Annotated in this window: 13 protein-coding genes; 5 read left to right on the forward strand and 8 right to left on the reverse strand. The window is 67.1% G+C overall.

The window, feature by feature from the left end:
- The first annotated feature begins 126 nt into the window (after positions 1–126).
- Entirely contained in the window at positions 127–2,502 is a 2,376-nt protein-coding gene (locus DXK93_RS23235; protein ID WP_233564594.1) for a DNA internalization-related competence protein ComEC/Rec2, read from the forward strand.
- 19 nt (positions 2,503–2,521) lie between these two features.
- Here DXK93_RS23235 and DXK93_RS23240 read toward each other — a convergent pair whose 3' ends face one another.
- The 5 genes from DXK93_RS23240 to DXK93_RS23260 form a co-directional block, all read right to left on the reverse strand.
- Positions 2,522–3,505, reverse strand: coding sequence for a tripartite tricarboxylate transporter substrate binding protein (locus tag DXK93_RS23240; protein WP_119451250.1), 984 nt, complete (start codon positions 3,503–3,505; stop codon positions 2,522–2,524).
- Between the two features lie 45 nt (positions 3,506–3,550).
- Positions 3,551–4,639 (reverse strand): isocitrate/isopropylmalate dehydrogenase family protein, encoded by a 1,089-nt coding sequence (locus DXK93_RS23245; protein WP_054456210.1) that lies wholly within the window; start codon positions 4,637–4,639, stop codon positions 3,551–3,553.
- A gap of 70 nt (positions 4,640–4,709) precedes the next feature.
- Complete coding sequence (locus tag DXK93_RS23250) at positions 4,710–6,158, reverse strand: NAD-dependent succinate-semialdehyde dehydrogenase (RefSeq protein ID WP_119451251.1); 1,449 nt, start codon at positions 6,156–6,158, stop codon at positions 4,710–4,712.
- A gap of 34 nt (positions 6,159–6,192) precedes the next feature.
- The gene (locus tag DXK93_RS23255) at positions 6,193–7,416 is read right to left on the reverse strand and encodes an iron-containing alcohol dehydrogenase (protein ID WP_119451252.1); all 1,224 of its coding nucleotides are present in this window, start codon (positions 7,414–7,416) and stop codon (positions 6,193–6,195) included.
- A gap of 31 nt (positions 7,417–7,447) precedes the next feature.
- A complete protein-coding gene (locus DXK93_RS23260; RefSeq protein WP_225590309.1) occupies positions 7,448–8,461 on the reverse strand; it encodes an Ldh family oxidoreductase in 1,014 nt (337 codons plus the stop codon).
- A 110-nt stretch (positions 8,462–8,571) separates the two neighbouring features.
- Here DXK93_RS23260 and DXK93_RS23265 point away from each other — a divergent pair, with 110 nt between their 5' ends.
- Complete coding sequence (locus tag DXK93_RS23265) at positions 8,572–9,294, forward strand: GntR family transcriptional regulator (RefSeq protein ID WP_119451254.1); 723 nt, start codon at positions 8,572–8,574, stop codon at positions 9,292–9,294.
- Here DXK93_RS23265 and DXK93_RS23270 read toward each other — a convergent pair.
- Entirely contained in the window at positions 9,291–10,202 is a 912-nt protein-coding gene (locus tag DXK93_RS23270) for a TonB family protein (RefSeq protein WP_119451255.1), read from the reverse strand. The genes DXK93_RS23265 and DXK93_RS23270 overlap by 4 nt on opposite strands.
- A 65-nt stretch (positions 10,203–10,267) precedes the next feature.
- Positions 10,268–11,173, reverse strand: coding sequence for a LysR family transcriptional regulator (locus DXK93_RS23275; RefSeq protein ID WP_119451256.1), 906 nt, complete (start codon positions 11,171–11,173; stop codon positions 10,268–10,270).
- 151 nt (positions 11,174–11,324) lie between these two features.
- Here DXK93_RS23275 and DXK93_RS23280 point away from each other — a divergent pair, with 151 nt between their 5' ends.
- The 3 genes from DXK93_RS23280 to DXK93_RS32635 all read left to right on the forward strand — a co-directional run bounded on the left by DXK93_RS23280 (position 11,325) and on the right by DXK93_RS32635 (position 14,129).
- Entirely contained in the window at positions 11,325–12,863 is a 1,539-nt protein-coding gene (locus tag DXK93_RS23280) for an amidohydrolase family protein (protein ID WP_233564595.1), read from the forward strand.
- Positions 12,864–13,053: 190 nt separating this feature from the next.
- On the forward strand, positions 13,054–13,833 hold the full coding sequence (locus DXK93_RS23285; protein ID WP_370127425.1) for a porin: 780 nt from the start codon (positions 13,054–13,056) through the stop codon (positions 13,831–13,833).
- On the forward strand, positions 13,776–14,129 hold the full coding sequence (locus DXK93_RS32635; protein WP_370127427.1) for a porin: 354 nt from the start codon (positions 13,776–13,778) through the stop codon (positions 14,127–14,129). The genes DXK93_RS23285 and DXK93_RS32635 overlap by 58 nt, the downstream gene beginning before the upstream one ends.
- A gap of 32 nt (positions 14,130–14,161) precedes the next feature.
- Here the strand turns inward: DXK93_RS32635 and DXK93_RS23290 are convergent, their stop codons facing one another.
- The gene (locus tag DXK93_RS23290) at positions 14,162–15,139 is read right to left on the reverse strand and encodes a tripartite tricarboxylate transporter substrate binding protein (RefSeq protein WP_088158194.1); all 978 of its coding nucleotides are present in this window, start codon (positions 15,137–15,139) and stop codon (positions 14,162–14,164) included.
- Positions 15,140–15,235 lie beyond the last annotated feature (96 nt).

Genomic DNA, 15,235 nt, shown 5'->3' on the forward strand with positions numbered 1-15,235 from the left:
GGGCAAATCCGGTCACTCCCATGCCCATGCGGCAATGCATGCGCCTACGCTCCCCGGTTTTGGGAGATCGCTATCACTGGCCGAATTTTCTGCGTCGCGTTCGTGGCTGGCGCGGGACTGGTCCAGGTGTCCCCGCGGCTGCCCGGCGCAGGCGCCGCATGGTGGCTGGCAGGGGCTTGCCTGCTTGGGCTGGTTGCCTGCCTGCGCTCGCGGCCTGGTCCGGCGCGCCAGCTTGCCGCCTTGATGCTGGGCGTGTGTGCGGGATCGCTGAACGCCAGTCTGCAAGCCCAAGCCAGGTTGGACGATGCGCTGTCGGATAAGCATCAGGACGCCGTGTCGCGCCTGGCGCTGCGCGTGGCCAGCCTGCCGGATGGCGACGAGCGCGGCCAACGCTTTCTGGCCGAACTGGATGAGCCTGCGCCACCCGGCATTCCCTCGCGCATTCAGGTCTCGTGGCAGGCGCCGCCCGGCCCGCAGGCGCTGATTCCCGAAATCAAGCCCGGCCAGGTCTGGCGCATGGCGCTGGTGTTGCGGCGTCCGCACGGCTTGTTGAATCCAGCGGGGCCGGATGTGGAAGGGCGCCTGTTCGCGCAAGGGATACGGGCGGTGGCTACGGTGCGCGGACAGCCCAGGCTGCTGGCGGACAGGCCCTGGGCGACGCCGGGCATCGCGATAGAGCGGGCGCGCCACAGCGTGCGGGAGGGTTTGCGCGCGGCCTTGGGGGAACATCGCTATGCGCCAGTGATGGTCGCCCTGGCCATCGGCGATCAGGCCGGCGTCGCGCGCGAGGACTGGCTGCTGTTCAACCGCAGCGGCATCACGCATCTGGTGTCGATCAGCGGCATGCATGTGACCTCGATAGCGGGCATCGCCGGGCTGTTGGTGGCGGCGTTGTGGCGGCGAGGGCGCTGGCGCGGCGCGGGGCTGGCCGAGCACGTGCCCGCGCGCGTGGCGGGCGGGGCGGCGGCCGCGCTGGTCGCACTGCTGTATTGCCTGCTGGCGGGCTGGGGCGTGCCGGCGCGCCGCACGTTCTTCATGCTGTCGGTGGTGCTGGCGGCCGCGGTGTCGCGTCTGCCGCTGTCGGGCGGCCGGGTGCTGGCATGCGCGGCTGCGGGGGTCGTGGCGTTGGATCCATGGGCGCCGGTGTCGCCGGGATTCTGGCTGTCGTTCGGCGCGGTGGCGGTGCTGTTGCGCATCGCAGATGCGCCGGTCGACCGCGAAGCCGGCTGGCGCCCGCGCTGCTCGGCCAGGCTGGCGCAAGCGGTGCGCCTGCAGCTGATGGTGACCGTGGGCCTGACGCCCTTGCTGGCCTACCTGGTGCATCAGGTGTCGTTGGGATCGCCGTTTGCCAATGCGGTGGCGATTCCCGTCGTGACCTTCGTCGTGACGCCGCTGGCTTTGGCGTGTGCCGCCTTGTCGGTTTTGCCGGAGGCGCAGGGGCTGGCCGAGTTGGCCGGGCTATGGGGCCTGCAGGCGTTCGACCTGATCATGGCGCCGGTGTCCTGGGTGGGCAACGCGTCCTGGGCCAGCGTTCCGGTTGCGGCGGCGTCGTGGCCCTGGCTGCTGCTGGCCTTGGCGGGCATGGTCTGGGCGCTGCAGGTGCGCGGATGGCCGGGCAGGCATCTGGGATGGCTCTGCATGCTGCCGTTGCTGTTTTGGCGGCCCGACCGGCCCGAGCAAGGATATTGGCGCATGAGCGCGATGGATGTGGGGCAGGGTAGCGCCATCCTGGTAGAGACGGCCAGCCAGGCCTTGCTGTTTGACGCGGGGCCGCGCCATTACGGCGGCAGCGACGCGGGCGAACGCGTCGTCGCGCCGTTCCTGCTGGCGCGGGGTATCCGGCGGTTGGACGTGTTGGTCCTGTCGCATGCCGACCTGGACCACGTGGGCGGATTGCGCGCGGTGCTGGCGGCGGTTCCGGCAGGGCGCAGCTACGCATCGTTCGATCTCGCTGCGTTCCTGCGCCGCGATATCCGGATGTGGCCGCAGGCCGGCAGCGCCACGCCGCCGTTGCCCGCCGATGTGGGGCGTTGCCGGCGCGGCATGAGCTGGGAGGTGGACGGCGTGACATTCACCTTCCTGAACCCCGCGGATGCCGGCGGCAGGAACGGGCAGGGCCGCAATGCCGATAGCTGCGTGCTGCTGGTGCAGGGGACATCGCATGCGCTGCTGCTGACGGGCGATGTGGGCGTGGCTCAGGAAAATGCGCTGGCCCGGGTATTGCCCCGAGTCGACGTGGTGATGGCGCCGCATCACGGTTCGGCATCGTCCTCGGGCAGGGACTTGGTGGACGCGTCCGCAGCCGGCCATGCGATCGCACAGGTGGGCCATTTGAACCGTTTTCGCCATCCGGCCCGCGCGGTGGAACTGCGGTGGACGCGCGCGGGCGCGGCGTTTTGGCGCAGCGACCGCGATGGCGCGGTGATGGCGACTTCAGGCGCTGGGGGTCTGCATGTGTGGGCTGAGCGTGAACGCGGGCGGCGGTATTGGCATGGGCGCTGACTGAGGCCGCCCGCGGCGTTCAATTGGCGCCGAGCAGGTTCGCGCTCTTGACCAGCGACGATACGCGTTGCGAGTCGCGCTTGAGCAGATCGGAGAATGCGATGGGGCCGCGTTCCTGTGCGGCAGGCGCTTGCGCCGCCAATTGTTCCAGACGAGTCTTGAACTCTGGGGTGTCTATTGCCTGCGACAGGGCGGCGGCCAGTTTTTCGACCACAGGCTGCGGCGTGCCAGCCGGCGCCACCAGGCCATTCCAGATGGCCAGATCGAACTCAGGCAGTCCGCCCTCGGCAAAGGTGGGGATGTCCGGACTTTGCGCCAGGCGCGCGGTTCCGGTCACGGCAATGGCTTTGACGCGCTTGTCCTGATGCAGGGGCAGCATGGTCACGGTCTGGTCGATGACCCCGTCGATCATGCCGCTCATCAGGTCGGTCAGCGCGGGACCTGTGCCGCGATAGGGAATGAGTTCGCCGCGTGCGTCGGCGAAGTGCAGAAACATGGCCTCGGCCAGGTGCGCCGTGCTGCCCGGCCCGCTTGAGCCCAGGTTGAGCTTGACGGCGTTCACGTCGCGGATGCGCTTGAGCATGGCGGGCAGATCCTGGATGCCGCTCTTGTTGCTGACCGACAGCACCATGGGCACGGTCGCGACGATGCCGATGGGAGCCAATTCTTTTTGCGGATCGTAGTTGGCCTTGGGATGCAGATGCGGCAGGATCGCCAGCGACATGTTGTTGAAGGCCAGGGTGTAGCCGTCCGGTGCGCTCTTCTGCAGCTTCTGCATGCCGATGAGGCCGCCGGCCCCGCCTGAGTTTTCGACGACCACCGTCTGGCCCAATTGCTTGGACAGCGAAGTGGCCACCAGGCGGCCCAGCGTGTCGCTGGTGCCGCCGGGCGCGAAGGGCACGATGACCGTGATGGCGCGGCTGGGATAGTCCTGGGCGGCGGCCGGAGCGGCAAAGGCTGCCGCGGTCAGGGCGGCGCACAGGAAGGGGGTGATGCGTAGCATGGGGTGTCTCCTCGTATTTTCTTTTCTAGGTGGGGGGCCTTGCCGTCAGCGCGACAACGCGCGGCAGACGGCCTGGGTCATGTCGGTGCAGCTTGCCGTGCCGCCCAGGTCGCGTGGCACGTGGTCGCCTTTGGCGAGCACCTGTTCGACCGCGCGCTCGATGCGTTGCGCGGAATCGGAGAGCGCGGCATCGGCATGCTTGTCGCCCAGCCAGCGCAGCATGAGCGCGCCCGACAGAATGGTGGCCAGCGGACTGGCGGCGTTCTGGCCGGCTATGTCGGGCGCGGATCCGTGCGCGCCCTGGAAGAGCCCGTGGGTGTCGCCCAGTTCTGCAGACGCCGACAGGCCCATGCCGCCTATCGTGGCGGCGCCCAGGTCGGAAATGATGTCGCCAAACATGTTTTCCGCCACGATCACGTCATAGAAATCCGGCCGCTTGAGCATGTGCACTGTGATGGCGTCGGCATAGGCGTAATCGATTTCGACGTCGGGATAGCTGGCGGCCACGTCATCGCAGACCGCGCGGAAGAAGGCGTAGGTGCGCAGGATGTTGGCCTTGTCGCACACCGTGACGCGGCGCTTGCCGTCACGCGGCGCGCCGTTGCGCTGGCGCGCCAGCTCAAAGGAAAAGCGGGCGACGCGTTCGATGCCCTTGCGGGTGACGACGATGGTGTCGGTCGCCACTTCATCGCGCAGCACGATTCCGCCGCCGCGGCTGGCGTACAGGCCTTCGGTGTTTTCGCGCACGATGACGTAGTCGATCTGTCCCGGCTTGAAATTCTTGAGCGGCGAATCGACGCCCTGGTACAAGCGGATCGGGCGCACGTTGGCGTACAGGTCCAGCCGGAAACGCAGGCGCAGATGCAGGTCGTTTCCGACTTCGGTGCCGTCGGGGTAGGTCACGCCCGGCATGCCGGCCGCGCCGTGCAGGATGGCGTCAGCCGCCTTGCAGGCTGCGTAGGTGTCGTCGGGCAAAACCTGGCCCGACCTGACGTAGTGGTCGGCGCCGCCGTCGTAGCTGCTGAATGAGAGCAGGTCGGCGCCGCAGGCTTCCTTCAGTACGGTGATCGCCGATTGGCAGACCTCCGGACCGATGCCATCGCCGTCGATGGTCGCAATTTCATACTTAGCCATGTGTGGCTGTCTCCTCGTGAGGGTTTTGCAATCAGAGGGACGGCCGCGCCCGGGACGCGGCCGTCAGGGCTTACCAATTGGTGGATATGTACTTGGCTTCCATGAACTCAAGCAGCCCATGGTGCGCGCCTTCGCGGCCCAGGCCGCTTTGCTTGACGCCGCCGAAAGGCGCCGCGGGATCGGATACCAGGCCGCGGTTCAGGGCGATCATGCCGCTTTCGATGCGTTCGGATACGCGCAGTCCGCGCGCCAGGTCGCGGGTATAGACGTATGCGACCAGCCCATACTCCGTGGCGTTGGCCAAGGCCACGGCTTCGTCCTCGGTATCGAACGCCACGATGGGCGCCACGGGACCGAAGATTTCCTCGGCAAGCAGGTCGGCGTCGGCGGGCACATCCACCAGCACGGTGGGCTCGTAGAAGTGCCCGGCGCGGTCCAGCCGCTTGCCGCCGGCCTTGATCCGCGCACCCTTGGCGACGGCGTCGGCCACCAGCGATGCCACCTTGTCCACCGCGCCCGCATTGACCAAGGGGCCGCATTGGGTGCTGGGATCGACGCCGTCGCCGGTCTTCAGCGCGGCCATGCGCGCGGCGAAGCGGGCGCTGAATTCCTCGACTGCGCCGCGCTGCACGTAGAAGCGATTGGCCGCCGTGCAGGCTTCGCCGCCGTTGCGCATCTTGGCGATCATGGCGCCTTCGACGGCGGCATCGATGTCCGCGTCGTCGAAGACCAGGAACGGCGCATTGCCGCCCAGCTCCATCGAGCAGCTGATGACGGAATCCGCCGCCTTGCGCAGCAGCACGCGGCCCACTTCCGTTGAACCGGTGAAGGAGAGCTTGCGCACGCGCGGATCATCCAGCACCGCGTTGGCGAACTTGCCAGCCGAGGAGGTCGTCAGTACGTTGACCACGCCCGCAGGCACGCCGGCTTCTTCCAGCAGGCGCATGACGGCGTAAGCGGTCAAGGGGGTCTCGGTCGCGGGTTTGAGGATGCAGGTGCAGCCGGCGGCCAGCGCGGGCGCGATCTTGCGGGTTGCCATGGCCGCGGGGAAGTTCCACGGGGTGACCAGCAGGGCGATGCCTATGGGCTGGTACTGCACGATGATGCGGCTGGCGCCGCCGGGCGATACGCTGATGTCGCCATTGATGCGCACCGCCTCCTCGGAAAACCATCGGAAGAACTCGGCGGCGTAGGCGACCTCGCCGCGCGCGTCCGTCAACGCCTTGCCGTTCTCCTGGGAAATCAGATGTGCCAGATGGTCGGCGTCGCGGACCATCAGTTCATAGCACTTGCGCAGGATTTCGCCGCGCTGGCGCGCGGGTGTAGCTGCCCAGCCTGCGGCAGCGCGCGCCGCTGCGTCCACGGCCGCGGCGGCGTCTTCGAGCGTGGCGTCCGCCACGCTGGCGATTACCTGTTCGGTCGACGGGTCGTACACGTCGATGCGACGGCCCGAGGTGGAGGCGCGCCAGGCGCCGTCGATGTAAAGGTCTGTAGACAGCTTGTTGGCCTCGATGGTCATGCGTCAGCTCCGGATGTGGGTGGAAGGCGGGTTATCAAGATGCGCGAAACGAGCCGCGTCCCGCGTAGGCGGCGGCCACGATGGCGGCGATGCCGTCCTGGTCCAGCGGTCGCGGATTGTTCGTGACCAGGCGCGCGGCCAGCATGGACTGCGCGGCGATCCATTCGAGCTGGTCGGCGCGCACGCCCAGTCCAGCCAGCGTTGCAGGGATGCCGATGCGCGAGAACAGGTCGTAGACATGGCGCGGCGCGCGGGCGGCGAGGCGCGCGGGATCGGTTTCCGTGTCCCCCATCGCCATAGAGATGGCCGCATAGTCCGCGCTGCAGGCCGTTGCGTTGAAATCCATGACATAGGGCATCAGGGTCGCCACGCCTGCGCCGTGCGCCGTGTGCGTCAGCGCGCCGATCGGGTACTGGATGGCGTGGGCCGCCGCGGTGCCCGCCACGCCGAAGGCCAGGCCAGCGGCAAGCGCCGCGGCCATGACCTGGCCCCTGGCATGAAGGTCGGAGCCGTCGTCGACGGCGCGGGGCAGATAGGACGCGAGCGCGCGGATGGCAATCAGCGCCTGCTGGTCGCTGAAGGCGTTCTTGCCAACGAATACGCGGGTCTGCGCGATGTCGGCATCCGGACTGCGACGGACCGCGGTCAGGGCCTCGATGGCATGGGTCAAGGCGTCGGCGCCGGCGATGGCGGTCAGTCCCTTGGGGCAGGTCAGCGTCAGTTCAGGATCGCAGATGGCGGTGTGGGGAATCAGGTGCGGACTGGAGACGCCTACTTTCAGATCGCGGGCGCTATCGGCCAGCACGGCGACTGGCGTGACCTCGGAGCCCGTGCCCGATGTGGTGGGCAGCGCGATCACGGGTAGCACCGGGCCTGGCACCTTGTATTCACCGTAGTAATCGGAGGCCTTCCCGCCATGCGTCAGCAGCAGGCTGACGAGCTTGGCCATGTCCAGGCAACTGCCGCCACCCAGTCCGACGATTACCTCTGGCTGGAACGCGCCGTGCGCTGCCACGCATTCGTAGACGCCCTCGACGGGCAGGTCCGGCTGGGTGCGGTCGTACACCTGGACGCGCACGCCGGCGCTTTCCAGCGTGGCCAGCAGTTCGGACATTTCCGCCGTGGCGGCGAAGCGCTCGTCGGTGCAGATCAGCGCGCGCTGGCCCAGGGCGGCTGCGACGCGGCCCAGCGCAAGGCGCTGGCCGTTGCCGAACAGCACGGCGCGCGGTGCGCGCATGATTCCAAACAATTCATTCATTGTGGATCCTTGAAAGGGTGTCTGGGGAAATTCAGGCGGCGCATTGCGCCAGGTCGAGGATGCGGCGCCAGACCTCGTCGGCCAGTTCGATGCCTGCATCCAGCCGCAGGCGGCGTTCGGTGCGCGCCCGATCGCCTGGCACCGCGACGGGCCGCCCGGGCAGCAGGGCAGGGCAGGCGCGGATGTCATCCAGGTAGCTCGTGACGCGGCTGGCAATCCCGCCCGACCCGGCCTCGATCGCGATGAAGACGTCGCCCTTGTTGCATATCTCGCGGGAATCCAGCGTGCCCTTGACGGCGTTGCCCAGCGCGGATGCCGTCAGGCTGGCGACCAGCACTTCGAACGCCAGGCCCAGCGCGTAACCCTTGGCTTCACCGAAGGGGGCCAGAGCGCCCGCTTTGGCAGCTTCGGCATCCGTGGTGGGGTTGCCGGCGCCGTCGAGCGCCCAGCCCGGCTCGAGTGGCCGGCCATGGTTGGCGTAGTCGTGGATCTTGCCCATGGCGACCTGGCTGGTGGCCATGTCCAGCACGAACGGTTCGTCCGCGGTGGGTACGCCGATAGCGATCGGGTTGGTGCCGATCAGGGCTTGACGGCCGCCCCAGGGATGGACCAGGGCTTCGCTGGTCGACAGGGCCAAAAGGATCTGGCCTTCGCGCGCCGCGCTTTCCGCGTAGAGCGCCAGCATGCCGATATGGTTGTTGTTGCTGACGGCGGCGATGGCGATTCCGGTCTCGCGGGCGCGTTCGCGGATCTGCTCCAGGGCCGCCAGCGCGATCACCGGCCCCAGGCCGCGTTCGCCATCCATGTCCAGGAAAGCTGGGGAGCGCCAGACGGCCGTGCCGCGGGTTTTCGGGTCGGCCACGCCGTTGTGGATGCGTTCGATGATGCGCGGCAGGCGTAGCAGGCCGTGGGACGCGCGCCCGCGCAATTCGGCTTCAAGCAGCAGGTCGGTCTGCGTCGCAGCGTGGTCGGTCGGGGCTCCGGCCAGTTCCAGCGCGCGGATGCAAACCTGCCTTGCCTCCCCCATTTTTATCGTTGTCGTCATAGTGTCGTTAAGTTGTTAAATCCGATCGGATCTGAAATACGATCTGATTTATGCTAACCTCGTAACAAATTGGAGGTCAACACATAGTTGGCAAATCGGGTGAAACAACCATGACGACACTCTCTCGCGGTTCCGCAGCCGTACCCTCGACCATGCCCGCGGCCGGCCAGCGCCTGGGCGAGCGCGTGCGGTCGTTGGGCGACGAGGTCTATGAAACGCTGCTGTCGCAGCTCATTTCCCTGAAGATCGCGCCCGGCATGCGCATCGCGGTCGATGCGCTGGTGCGTGAGCTAGGCGTATCGCAAACGCCGATACGCGCCGCGCTGATCCGGCTTGAAACCGAAGGGCTGGTCGTCAAGACGCATCACGTGGGATACAGCGCGGCGCCCATGCCTACGCGCAGGCGTTTCGAGCAGATGTACGAACTGCGCTTGCAGCTGGAGCCATTCGGTGCCGGGCTGGCGGCGCAACGCATGACGGACGCGTCACTGCAGGAACTGGCGGCGCTGTCTGCGGCAATGAGCGCCCCGAGCGCCGATGATGCGCGCGTGGCCTATGGAAAATTCGCCGTGCTGGACGCGCAGTTCCACTCCTGGATCGCGGAGCAGAGCGGCAATGAACTGCTTGCCGAAGCGCTGGCCCGGCTGTACGCGCATACCCATCTGTTCCGACTGCGCTTCCACTCGAGGGTCACGGAAGAAGCCGTGACCGAGCATGCACGCATCGTGCGGGCGCTGAGCGAGCGTGATGCCGATGGCGCTCAGGATGCCATGCGCGACCACATTCTCAGGTCGCGCGAGCGCATGGCGCCGTACTTCGAAATGTTGGATTAGCGCGCGGCCGGTGCAGCCGTATGCCCGCCCAGGCTGATGCCGTCCCGTATCTTGCGGAACGCGGGCAAGGCTGCCGGCATGTCCTCGCTAGTCACGGTGCAGCGCATGGCTACGCGCAGCGCTGGCGTATCCACCAGCGCGTTGTATTCCCGCAGGCGGGTGCCATCCGGCCGGGCGCCCGCGGGCGCGACATAGTCGACGCCGCGTGCGCCTTGCAGCTCGAAGCCGCTGCGCTGCTCAGGCGATTCGCCCTGCGCGGCCAGGATCGCCTCGGCCGCAGCCATGCGCTCGGCGGCGGAGAGCGGCGCTTCGGCGCCGGGATGCGTCTTCAGCGATTTGCGCGGCGTGCTGAAGCCGACGCCGCAAAGGTAGTCGGCCGCGTCCGCGGCTTGCGGCGCGTCGTTGGCGCGGACGATCTCGACCAGCACGTCGAATTCGTCGGACTTTCCATGCTTCACGATCCGATATGCCGCGGGCACGGCTACGCCGAATCCGCGCGTCCGGTCGGCATAGCGGCGCTCAGCGTCGTTGGCGGGTTCCTCGATCATCTGGAACCGCACCGGCAGCATCAGGATTTCCCTGTCGGCCTGCATGTCGGTGGTGAACGCGGGCAGGGGACTGGCGCGCCGGACCATGCGGATCGCGGCCTTGTCGATGGCGACATAGCCGGAGGAACTGGCCAGGTCCACCGCGTCGATCTTGCCGTCCCGCAGCACGGTGAGGCGCAGGCGCAGGCTGAGCGGACCGTCCAGTTCGTATGCCTCTTTGGGCATTTCCAGATGGCTTTGCAGCTTGCGCATCGCGCCCGTGGTCCATTCGGCCTGATTGGCAGGGGCAGGGGCCGAAACCGCCGTGGAAGTGCACAGGATGATCGCGGCCATGGTGCAAGCGCGTAGCGGCCAATTCATGTGGGCAAGTCTCCTGATAGTAGGAACCCGCAGGAGGCGGGCGCCCCGGCAGCATAACCCGCAAGCTAGGTCGAGCAAGCCGATCCCAGGTCCAGATTGCTGGCCAACAGGTTGACGAACTCGCGCACCTTGGGCGACGAGCGCCGCGGCTGCGGGTACACGGCATAGAGGTTTCGTTCGGCGGGCTGCCAATCCGGCAACAGGGGCGTGAGGCGGCCGCTAGCCAGGTCCTGACCAACGAGAAATGCCGGCAGCAGTCCGATGCCGGCGCCGCTCAGCGCGGCGTCGTGCAGGGTCTGGCTGTTGTTGCAGCGCAGGGAGCCGCTGACATGCACGGTCTGTTCCACACTGTTGCGCGCAAAGCGCCATTCGCTGGGGCTGGCACCGCGCGTATAGACCAGGCATTGGTGGCCGGCGAGATCCTGGATTTCGCGGGGGGCGCCTTGCCGTTCAAGATAGTGCGGCGCGGCGACCAGCATCCTGGGCAGGGTGGCGATGGCCTGGGCGCCTGCCGCGAAATGCTTGGGCGTGGCGCCGATGTACAAGGCGACGTCAACGCCTTCTTCCGCGGGATCGAGATACCGGTCGTTCAGTGTCATCTCGACGGTGACCTCGGGAAAGCTGGTGGTGAATTCCGTGATCAGGCGGCCCAGATTCGCGCTGCCGAAGGAGATCGGCGCGCGCACCTTCAGAAGGCCGCGCGGCGTGGTCTGCACCTGGCCCGCAGTGCGTTCGGCCTCTTCGACATCCTCGAGGATGCGGGAGCATTTGTCGTAGTAGGTCTTGCCCGCATCGGTCAGAACGATGCGGCGCGTGGTACGCGCAAGCAGCGGCGTTCCTATGTGGTCTTCCAGCGCGGACACGTTCTTGCTCACCGAGGCGGTGGACATGTTCAAGCGCGTTGCGGCGACCGTGAAGCTTCCGTGTTCGACGACCTTGCAGAAGACGCTCATTGCCACCAGGCGATTCATATTCTTTCCCGCAACGAAACCGTTTATTTCTGGCGCGACCCTTTAATCACGGGACCTGGCGATGTCAATATTGCGGCTGATTATAACGAGGGAGAGGGGCGTGGCACAGAAAAGAACAGGCGCTTTGCTGGAGTCGCTGGAGGCAGTCAAGATGAGCAGGAAGTCCTTCCTGCGCCTGTCCCTGGGAGGGGTGGCGGCCGCCTCGGCGGGAGGCAGCGCATTCGCGCGGGAGCCCGCCCGGGATACGTCCTCTGGCGTTTCAGCCGCATCGGGCGCATCCCGGATCCTGATCCGCAATGCGGACCTGTTGACCATGGACCCTCAGCATAAGGAGATGGCAGGCGGGGACGTGTTGATCGACAAGGGCCGCATTGCCGCGATAGGCAGGAATCTTTCCGCGGGCGACGCGGAAGTGATAGATGCCAGCGGGAAAATCCTGATGCCGGGCATGATCGACGGACATCGCCACCTTTGGCAATGCGTCGACGCCGGACGTCTGGTCAAGATGGACCCCACAGGGTACTCGCGCGCCTACCTGGGATGGCAGCGCAGGACCATGGCCTGCATGACCGCGGAAGACAACTATCTGGTTGAGCTGATCGGCGGCCTGCAGGCTATCGACTCGGGCGTGACGACGGTGCTGGACTACGCGCATGGCCAGCCTTCCGAGGAAACGGCGCTGGCTGCTGCGCGCGGCATCCGCGATTCGGGCGTGAACGGCTGGTTCGCGTTCCAGCTCGGCCGTACGCTGGCGTTCGGCCCCGGGTCGACGATCTCCATGGCGCGGGTGCAGGCGGACCTCACCACGACCACCGAACAGAATTGGCGCACCGTGGAACGACTGCGTTCGGAAGTGTTCTCCGACAGCTCGGCGCCGCTGCAATTGGGCCTGGCGCCCTCGGATGCCATCGGTCGGCCGGTCGCGGAGGTGAAGAAGGAATGGGCGCGGGTCCGCGACAGCGGCGTCGGCTTGCTTGCGGCGCACGTGCACAAGCCCGCGTCGCCCAAGGCGCCGGGCGTCATCGGTCATCGCGGGTCGGGCATCCAGGACCTGTACGACGCCGGATTGTTGGGGCCGGACTATCACATCGCCCATGGCAACCGCTTGACGGCCGAGGAACTGGGCCTGTTGCGAGACACGGGCGGCATGCTGTGCGCCACGGTGGTCGGCGAGTTTCCCTACATGCTGTCGCCCCACATGATGGCCTCTTCCCATGGGCGGGCGCGCCAGGCCGGCGTGGCGACGGGCATCGGGATCGACGGCGCGCTGGTGGTGCAGCAGGACTTTTTCGAACATGTGCGCGGCGCATTCCTCAGTCTTTTCCTGGAGCCGGAAGGACGCGAGATCGTGCGGCAGTACAGGTCGCAGGACGCATTGGAGTTCGCAACCTCGCTGGGCGCGCGCGCGGTTCGGGCGGGCGACGTGACGGGCAGCATCAGCGTCGGCAAGCGCGCGGACCTGGTGCTGCTGGCCACGGACCGTATCGGGTTTGCGATGCAGGGCAGCCTGGCCGACCGCGTCGCGAATTTTGCTTCCTTGGCGGACATCGACAGCGTCTGGGTCGCCGGCCGGGCGCGCAAGCGCAACGGGAAGATGCTTGGCGTCGATTGGGTCAAGATGAAGACCCAGCTCGCCGCCGTGCAGAGGCGCATACACGCCCAAGCGCAAACCATCACGTTCACCGCGTGATGCAGGCGCGGGCTTGCCTGCGCGCGGGCCCGTTTTCTGCATGAGGCCGGCATCCGCCGGCAACCATCAATCCTGCCTGTAGTCCAGCGCTGCCCGAACCCCGGTTCGCGCGGCGCGGGGAATTGCTGCGTATTGCGGCAGGCCTGTTGCCGACCACGGCAAACATAACGACGTACAAAAGGGGGAGTTCATGAAGTGCAGCAAGCAATTCAGGGTTCTGGCGAGGTGGGCGGCGCTGGCTGCCTGTGCCGGCAACGGACCGGCGGCACTGGCTCAGTCCAGCCTTACGCTATACGGATTGGCCGACAGCTACATCGAATACAGGAGCAATGCCCGGCCGGCGGCAGGATCGTCCTCGTCCGGCGGATCCTCGCTGCGGATGAACTCCGGCGGGCTGTCGGGTTCCCGTTGGGGCATGCGGGGGGTGGAGGACCTGGGCGGCGGTATGCAGGCCGTGTTCGCACTTGAAAGCGGCTTCTACATGCATACGGGGGCGATGGGCGAGGCGGGGCGGCCGTTCAACCGGCAAGCCTTCCTGGGCCTGAACGGGCCCTACGGCATGCTGAGTTTCGGGCGGCAATATGTCAGCATGTTCGATCTACTGCCTGCCTTCATGCCCCTGACCTACGCGGGCGCCTACGAGCCCATGCCGTTCCTCATGGGCAACCTGCGGTTGGACAACTCGGTCAAGTATCGCGTCGGGACGGGGCCGTTGGCGGCGCAGGCGCACTATCAGCTCGATGACGCGGCGGGCGCGCCCTATCAACGCGCGGCCTGGGGTGGCGGGGCGAGCTACCTTTCCGGTCCGTTCGGTCTGGCGGCGGTCTACGACGAGGCGGGCGGCGCAACGGCAGCCACCGCGTCGAATCGGCTGCGCAAGCTGGCGCTGGCCGCGACCTATGCGCCGGATCCGTGGCGCCTGACGTCGGCTACCGCTGGGCGCAGGACAAGACCGCGCAAGGCAACCTGAACCAGCGCGACGACATGTGGTGGATCGGACTCGGGTACCGCATTTCGCCGGTCCTGCGGATCACGGCCGCCTTCTATTACGACGATGTGAAGGCCAGGGCAGGGGCGGGCAATCCGCCGAATGCCAGGCAGTACGCCTTGCAGCTGGTATACGGCGGCCTGTCCAAGCGCACCGACCTGTATGCGGCAGCCGCCTATGCGCGAAACTCGGCGCTGAACTTCGCGCCGCTCGCTACTCTGCCCGCTGGCGAGGACAGCCAGGGCGCCGTGGCCCTGGGCATCCGGCACAAGTTCTGAGGAAATGGCGCGCCGCGGCGCGCCATTCCGGTTCAGTTCATGTTCGACAAGCCTTCCTCGCGCACGACTTTCTGCCACCGGGCGACTTCGCTTGCCAGCAGCGCCTGCGCTTCGTCCGGGCTGGACGTCGAAGGTTCCGCGGCCTGCAAACGCAGGCTTTCGATGATGTCCTTGCGCTGCAGCGTTTCGCGCACCATGTCATTGAGCTTGGCGACGATGGCGGGCGGCAGGTCCTTGGGGCCGGCCAGCGCATACCAGGCCGTGACGTCGAAGCCGGGCGCCACCGTTTCCGCCAGGGTGGGAACATCGGGATACTGCGCGAAGCGTTCCCGGGTCGTCACGGCCAGCGGCTTGACCTTGCCTTCGGCGATGTAGGTGCTCATGCCGGCCAATGCCGTCATGATGACGGGAACCTCGCCGCCGATCACCGCCAACGCCGGAGCGCCGCCGCCCTTGTAGGCCACGTGGTTCAGGCGCACGCCGGTGCGCGCCTGCAGCAACGTGGCGGCCAGGTGCATGCCGCTGCCTATGCCGCCGGAACCGTAGTCGATTTTCTCCGGCTGTAGGCGGGCCGCGTCGATGAGTTCGCGCATCGAGCCGTAGCCGGCGACGGGATTGGCGATCACGGCGTAAGGACTCTGGGCCACGATGGAGATCATGGTGAAGTCCTTGACGGGATCGTAGCCCAGGGACTTGTAGAGACCGGGCGCGGACGCGTGGCCGGAGGCCATCAGGTAAAGGATGTATCCGTCCGACGGACTGCGCGCGACGAAACGCGCGGCAATGGTGCCGCCGGCGCCGGGCTTGCCTTCGACGATGGCCGGCTCGCCGAAGCGGTCGTTGAACTGCGCGGCGAGCAGACGGGCGAAATTGTCGATGGGACCGGCCGGCGCGAAGCCATGGATGATCCGCACCGGGCGGTTCGGCCATGAGTCCGCGCTTTGCGCGGCGGCCGGCGTGAAACAGGCTTGCAGGGCGGCAAGCGTGGCAATGCCCAGTATCTTTTTCATGTTCGAAGAGTCCTGTACGCGTGAAACGACTGTGGCGGCTGAGACATGGGGCAGGATGCGATTCCTGCCGAGGTCTACAGCCGCCATGCGAGGTGC

Source organism: Achromobacter sp. K91, from assembly GCF_003576205.1.
Classification (GTDB): domain Bacteria; phylum Pseudomonadota; class Gammaproteobacteria; order Burkholderiales; family Burkholderiaceae_B; genus Achromobacter; species Achromobacter aegrifaciens.

Bases quoted from the DNA above. Each gene is read 5' to 3' on its own strand.
- DXK93_RS23255 (WP_119451252.1), bottom strand. From the start codon at position 7,416: ATGAATGAATTGTTTGGAATCATGCGCGCACCGCGCGCCGTGCTGTTC.
- DXK93_RS23260 (WP_225590309.1), bottom strand. From the start codon at position 8,461: ATGACGACAACGATAAAAATGGGGGAGGCAAGGCAGGTTTGCATCCGC.
- DXK93_RS23270 (WP_119451255.1), bottom strand. From the start codon at position 10,202: ATGAATTGGCCGCTACGCGCTTGCACCATGGCCGCGATCATCCTGTGC.
- DXK93_RS23240 (WP_119451250.1), bottom strand. From the start codon at position 3,505: ATGCTACGCATCACCCCCTTCCTGTGCGCCGCCCTGACCGCGGCAGCC.
- DXK93_RS23245 (WP_054456210.1), bottom strand. From the start codon at position 4,639: ATGGCTAAGTATGAAATTGCGACCATCGACGGCGATGGCATCGGTCCG.
- DXK93_RS23285 (WP_370127425.1), top strand. From the start codon at position 13,054: ATGAAGTGCAGCAAGCAATTCAGGGTTCTGGCGAGGTGGGCGGCGCTG.
- DXK93_RS23280 (WP_233564595.1), top strand. From the start codon at position 11,325: ATGAGCAGGAAGTCCTTCCTGCGCCTGTCCCTGGGAGGGGTGGCGGCC.
- DXK93_RS23265 (WP_119451254.1), top strand. From the start codon at position 8,572: ATGACGACACTCTCTCGCGGTTCCGCAGCCGTACCCTCGACCATGCCC.
- DXK93_RS23290 (WP_088158194.1), bottom strand. From the start codon at position 15,139: ATGAAAAAGATACTGGGCATTGCCACGCTTGCCGCCCTGCAAGCCTGT.
- DXK93_RS23250 (WP_119451251.1), bottom strand. From the start codon at position 6,158: ATGACCATCGAGGCCAACAAGCTGTCTACAGACCTTTACATCGACGGC.
- DXK93_RS23275 (WP_119451256.1), bottom strand. From the start codon at position 11,173: ATGAATCGCCTGGTGGCAATGAGCGTCTTCTGCAAGGTCGTCGAACAC.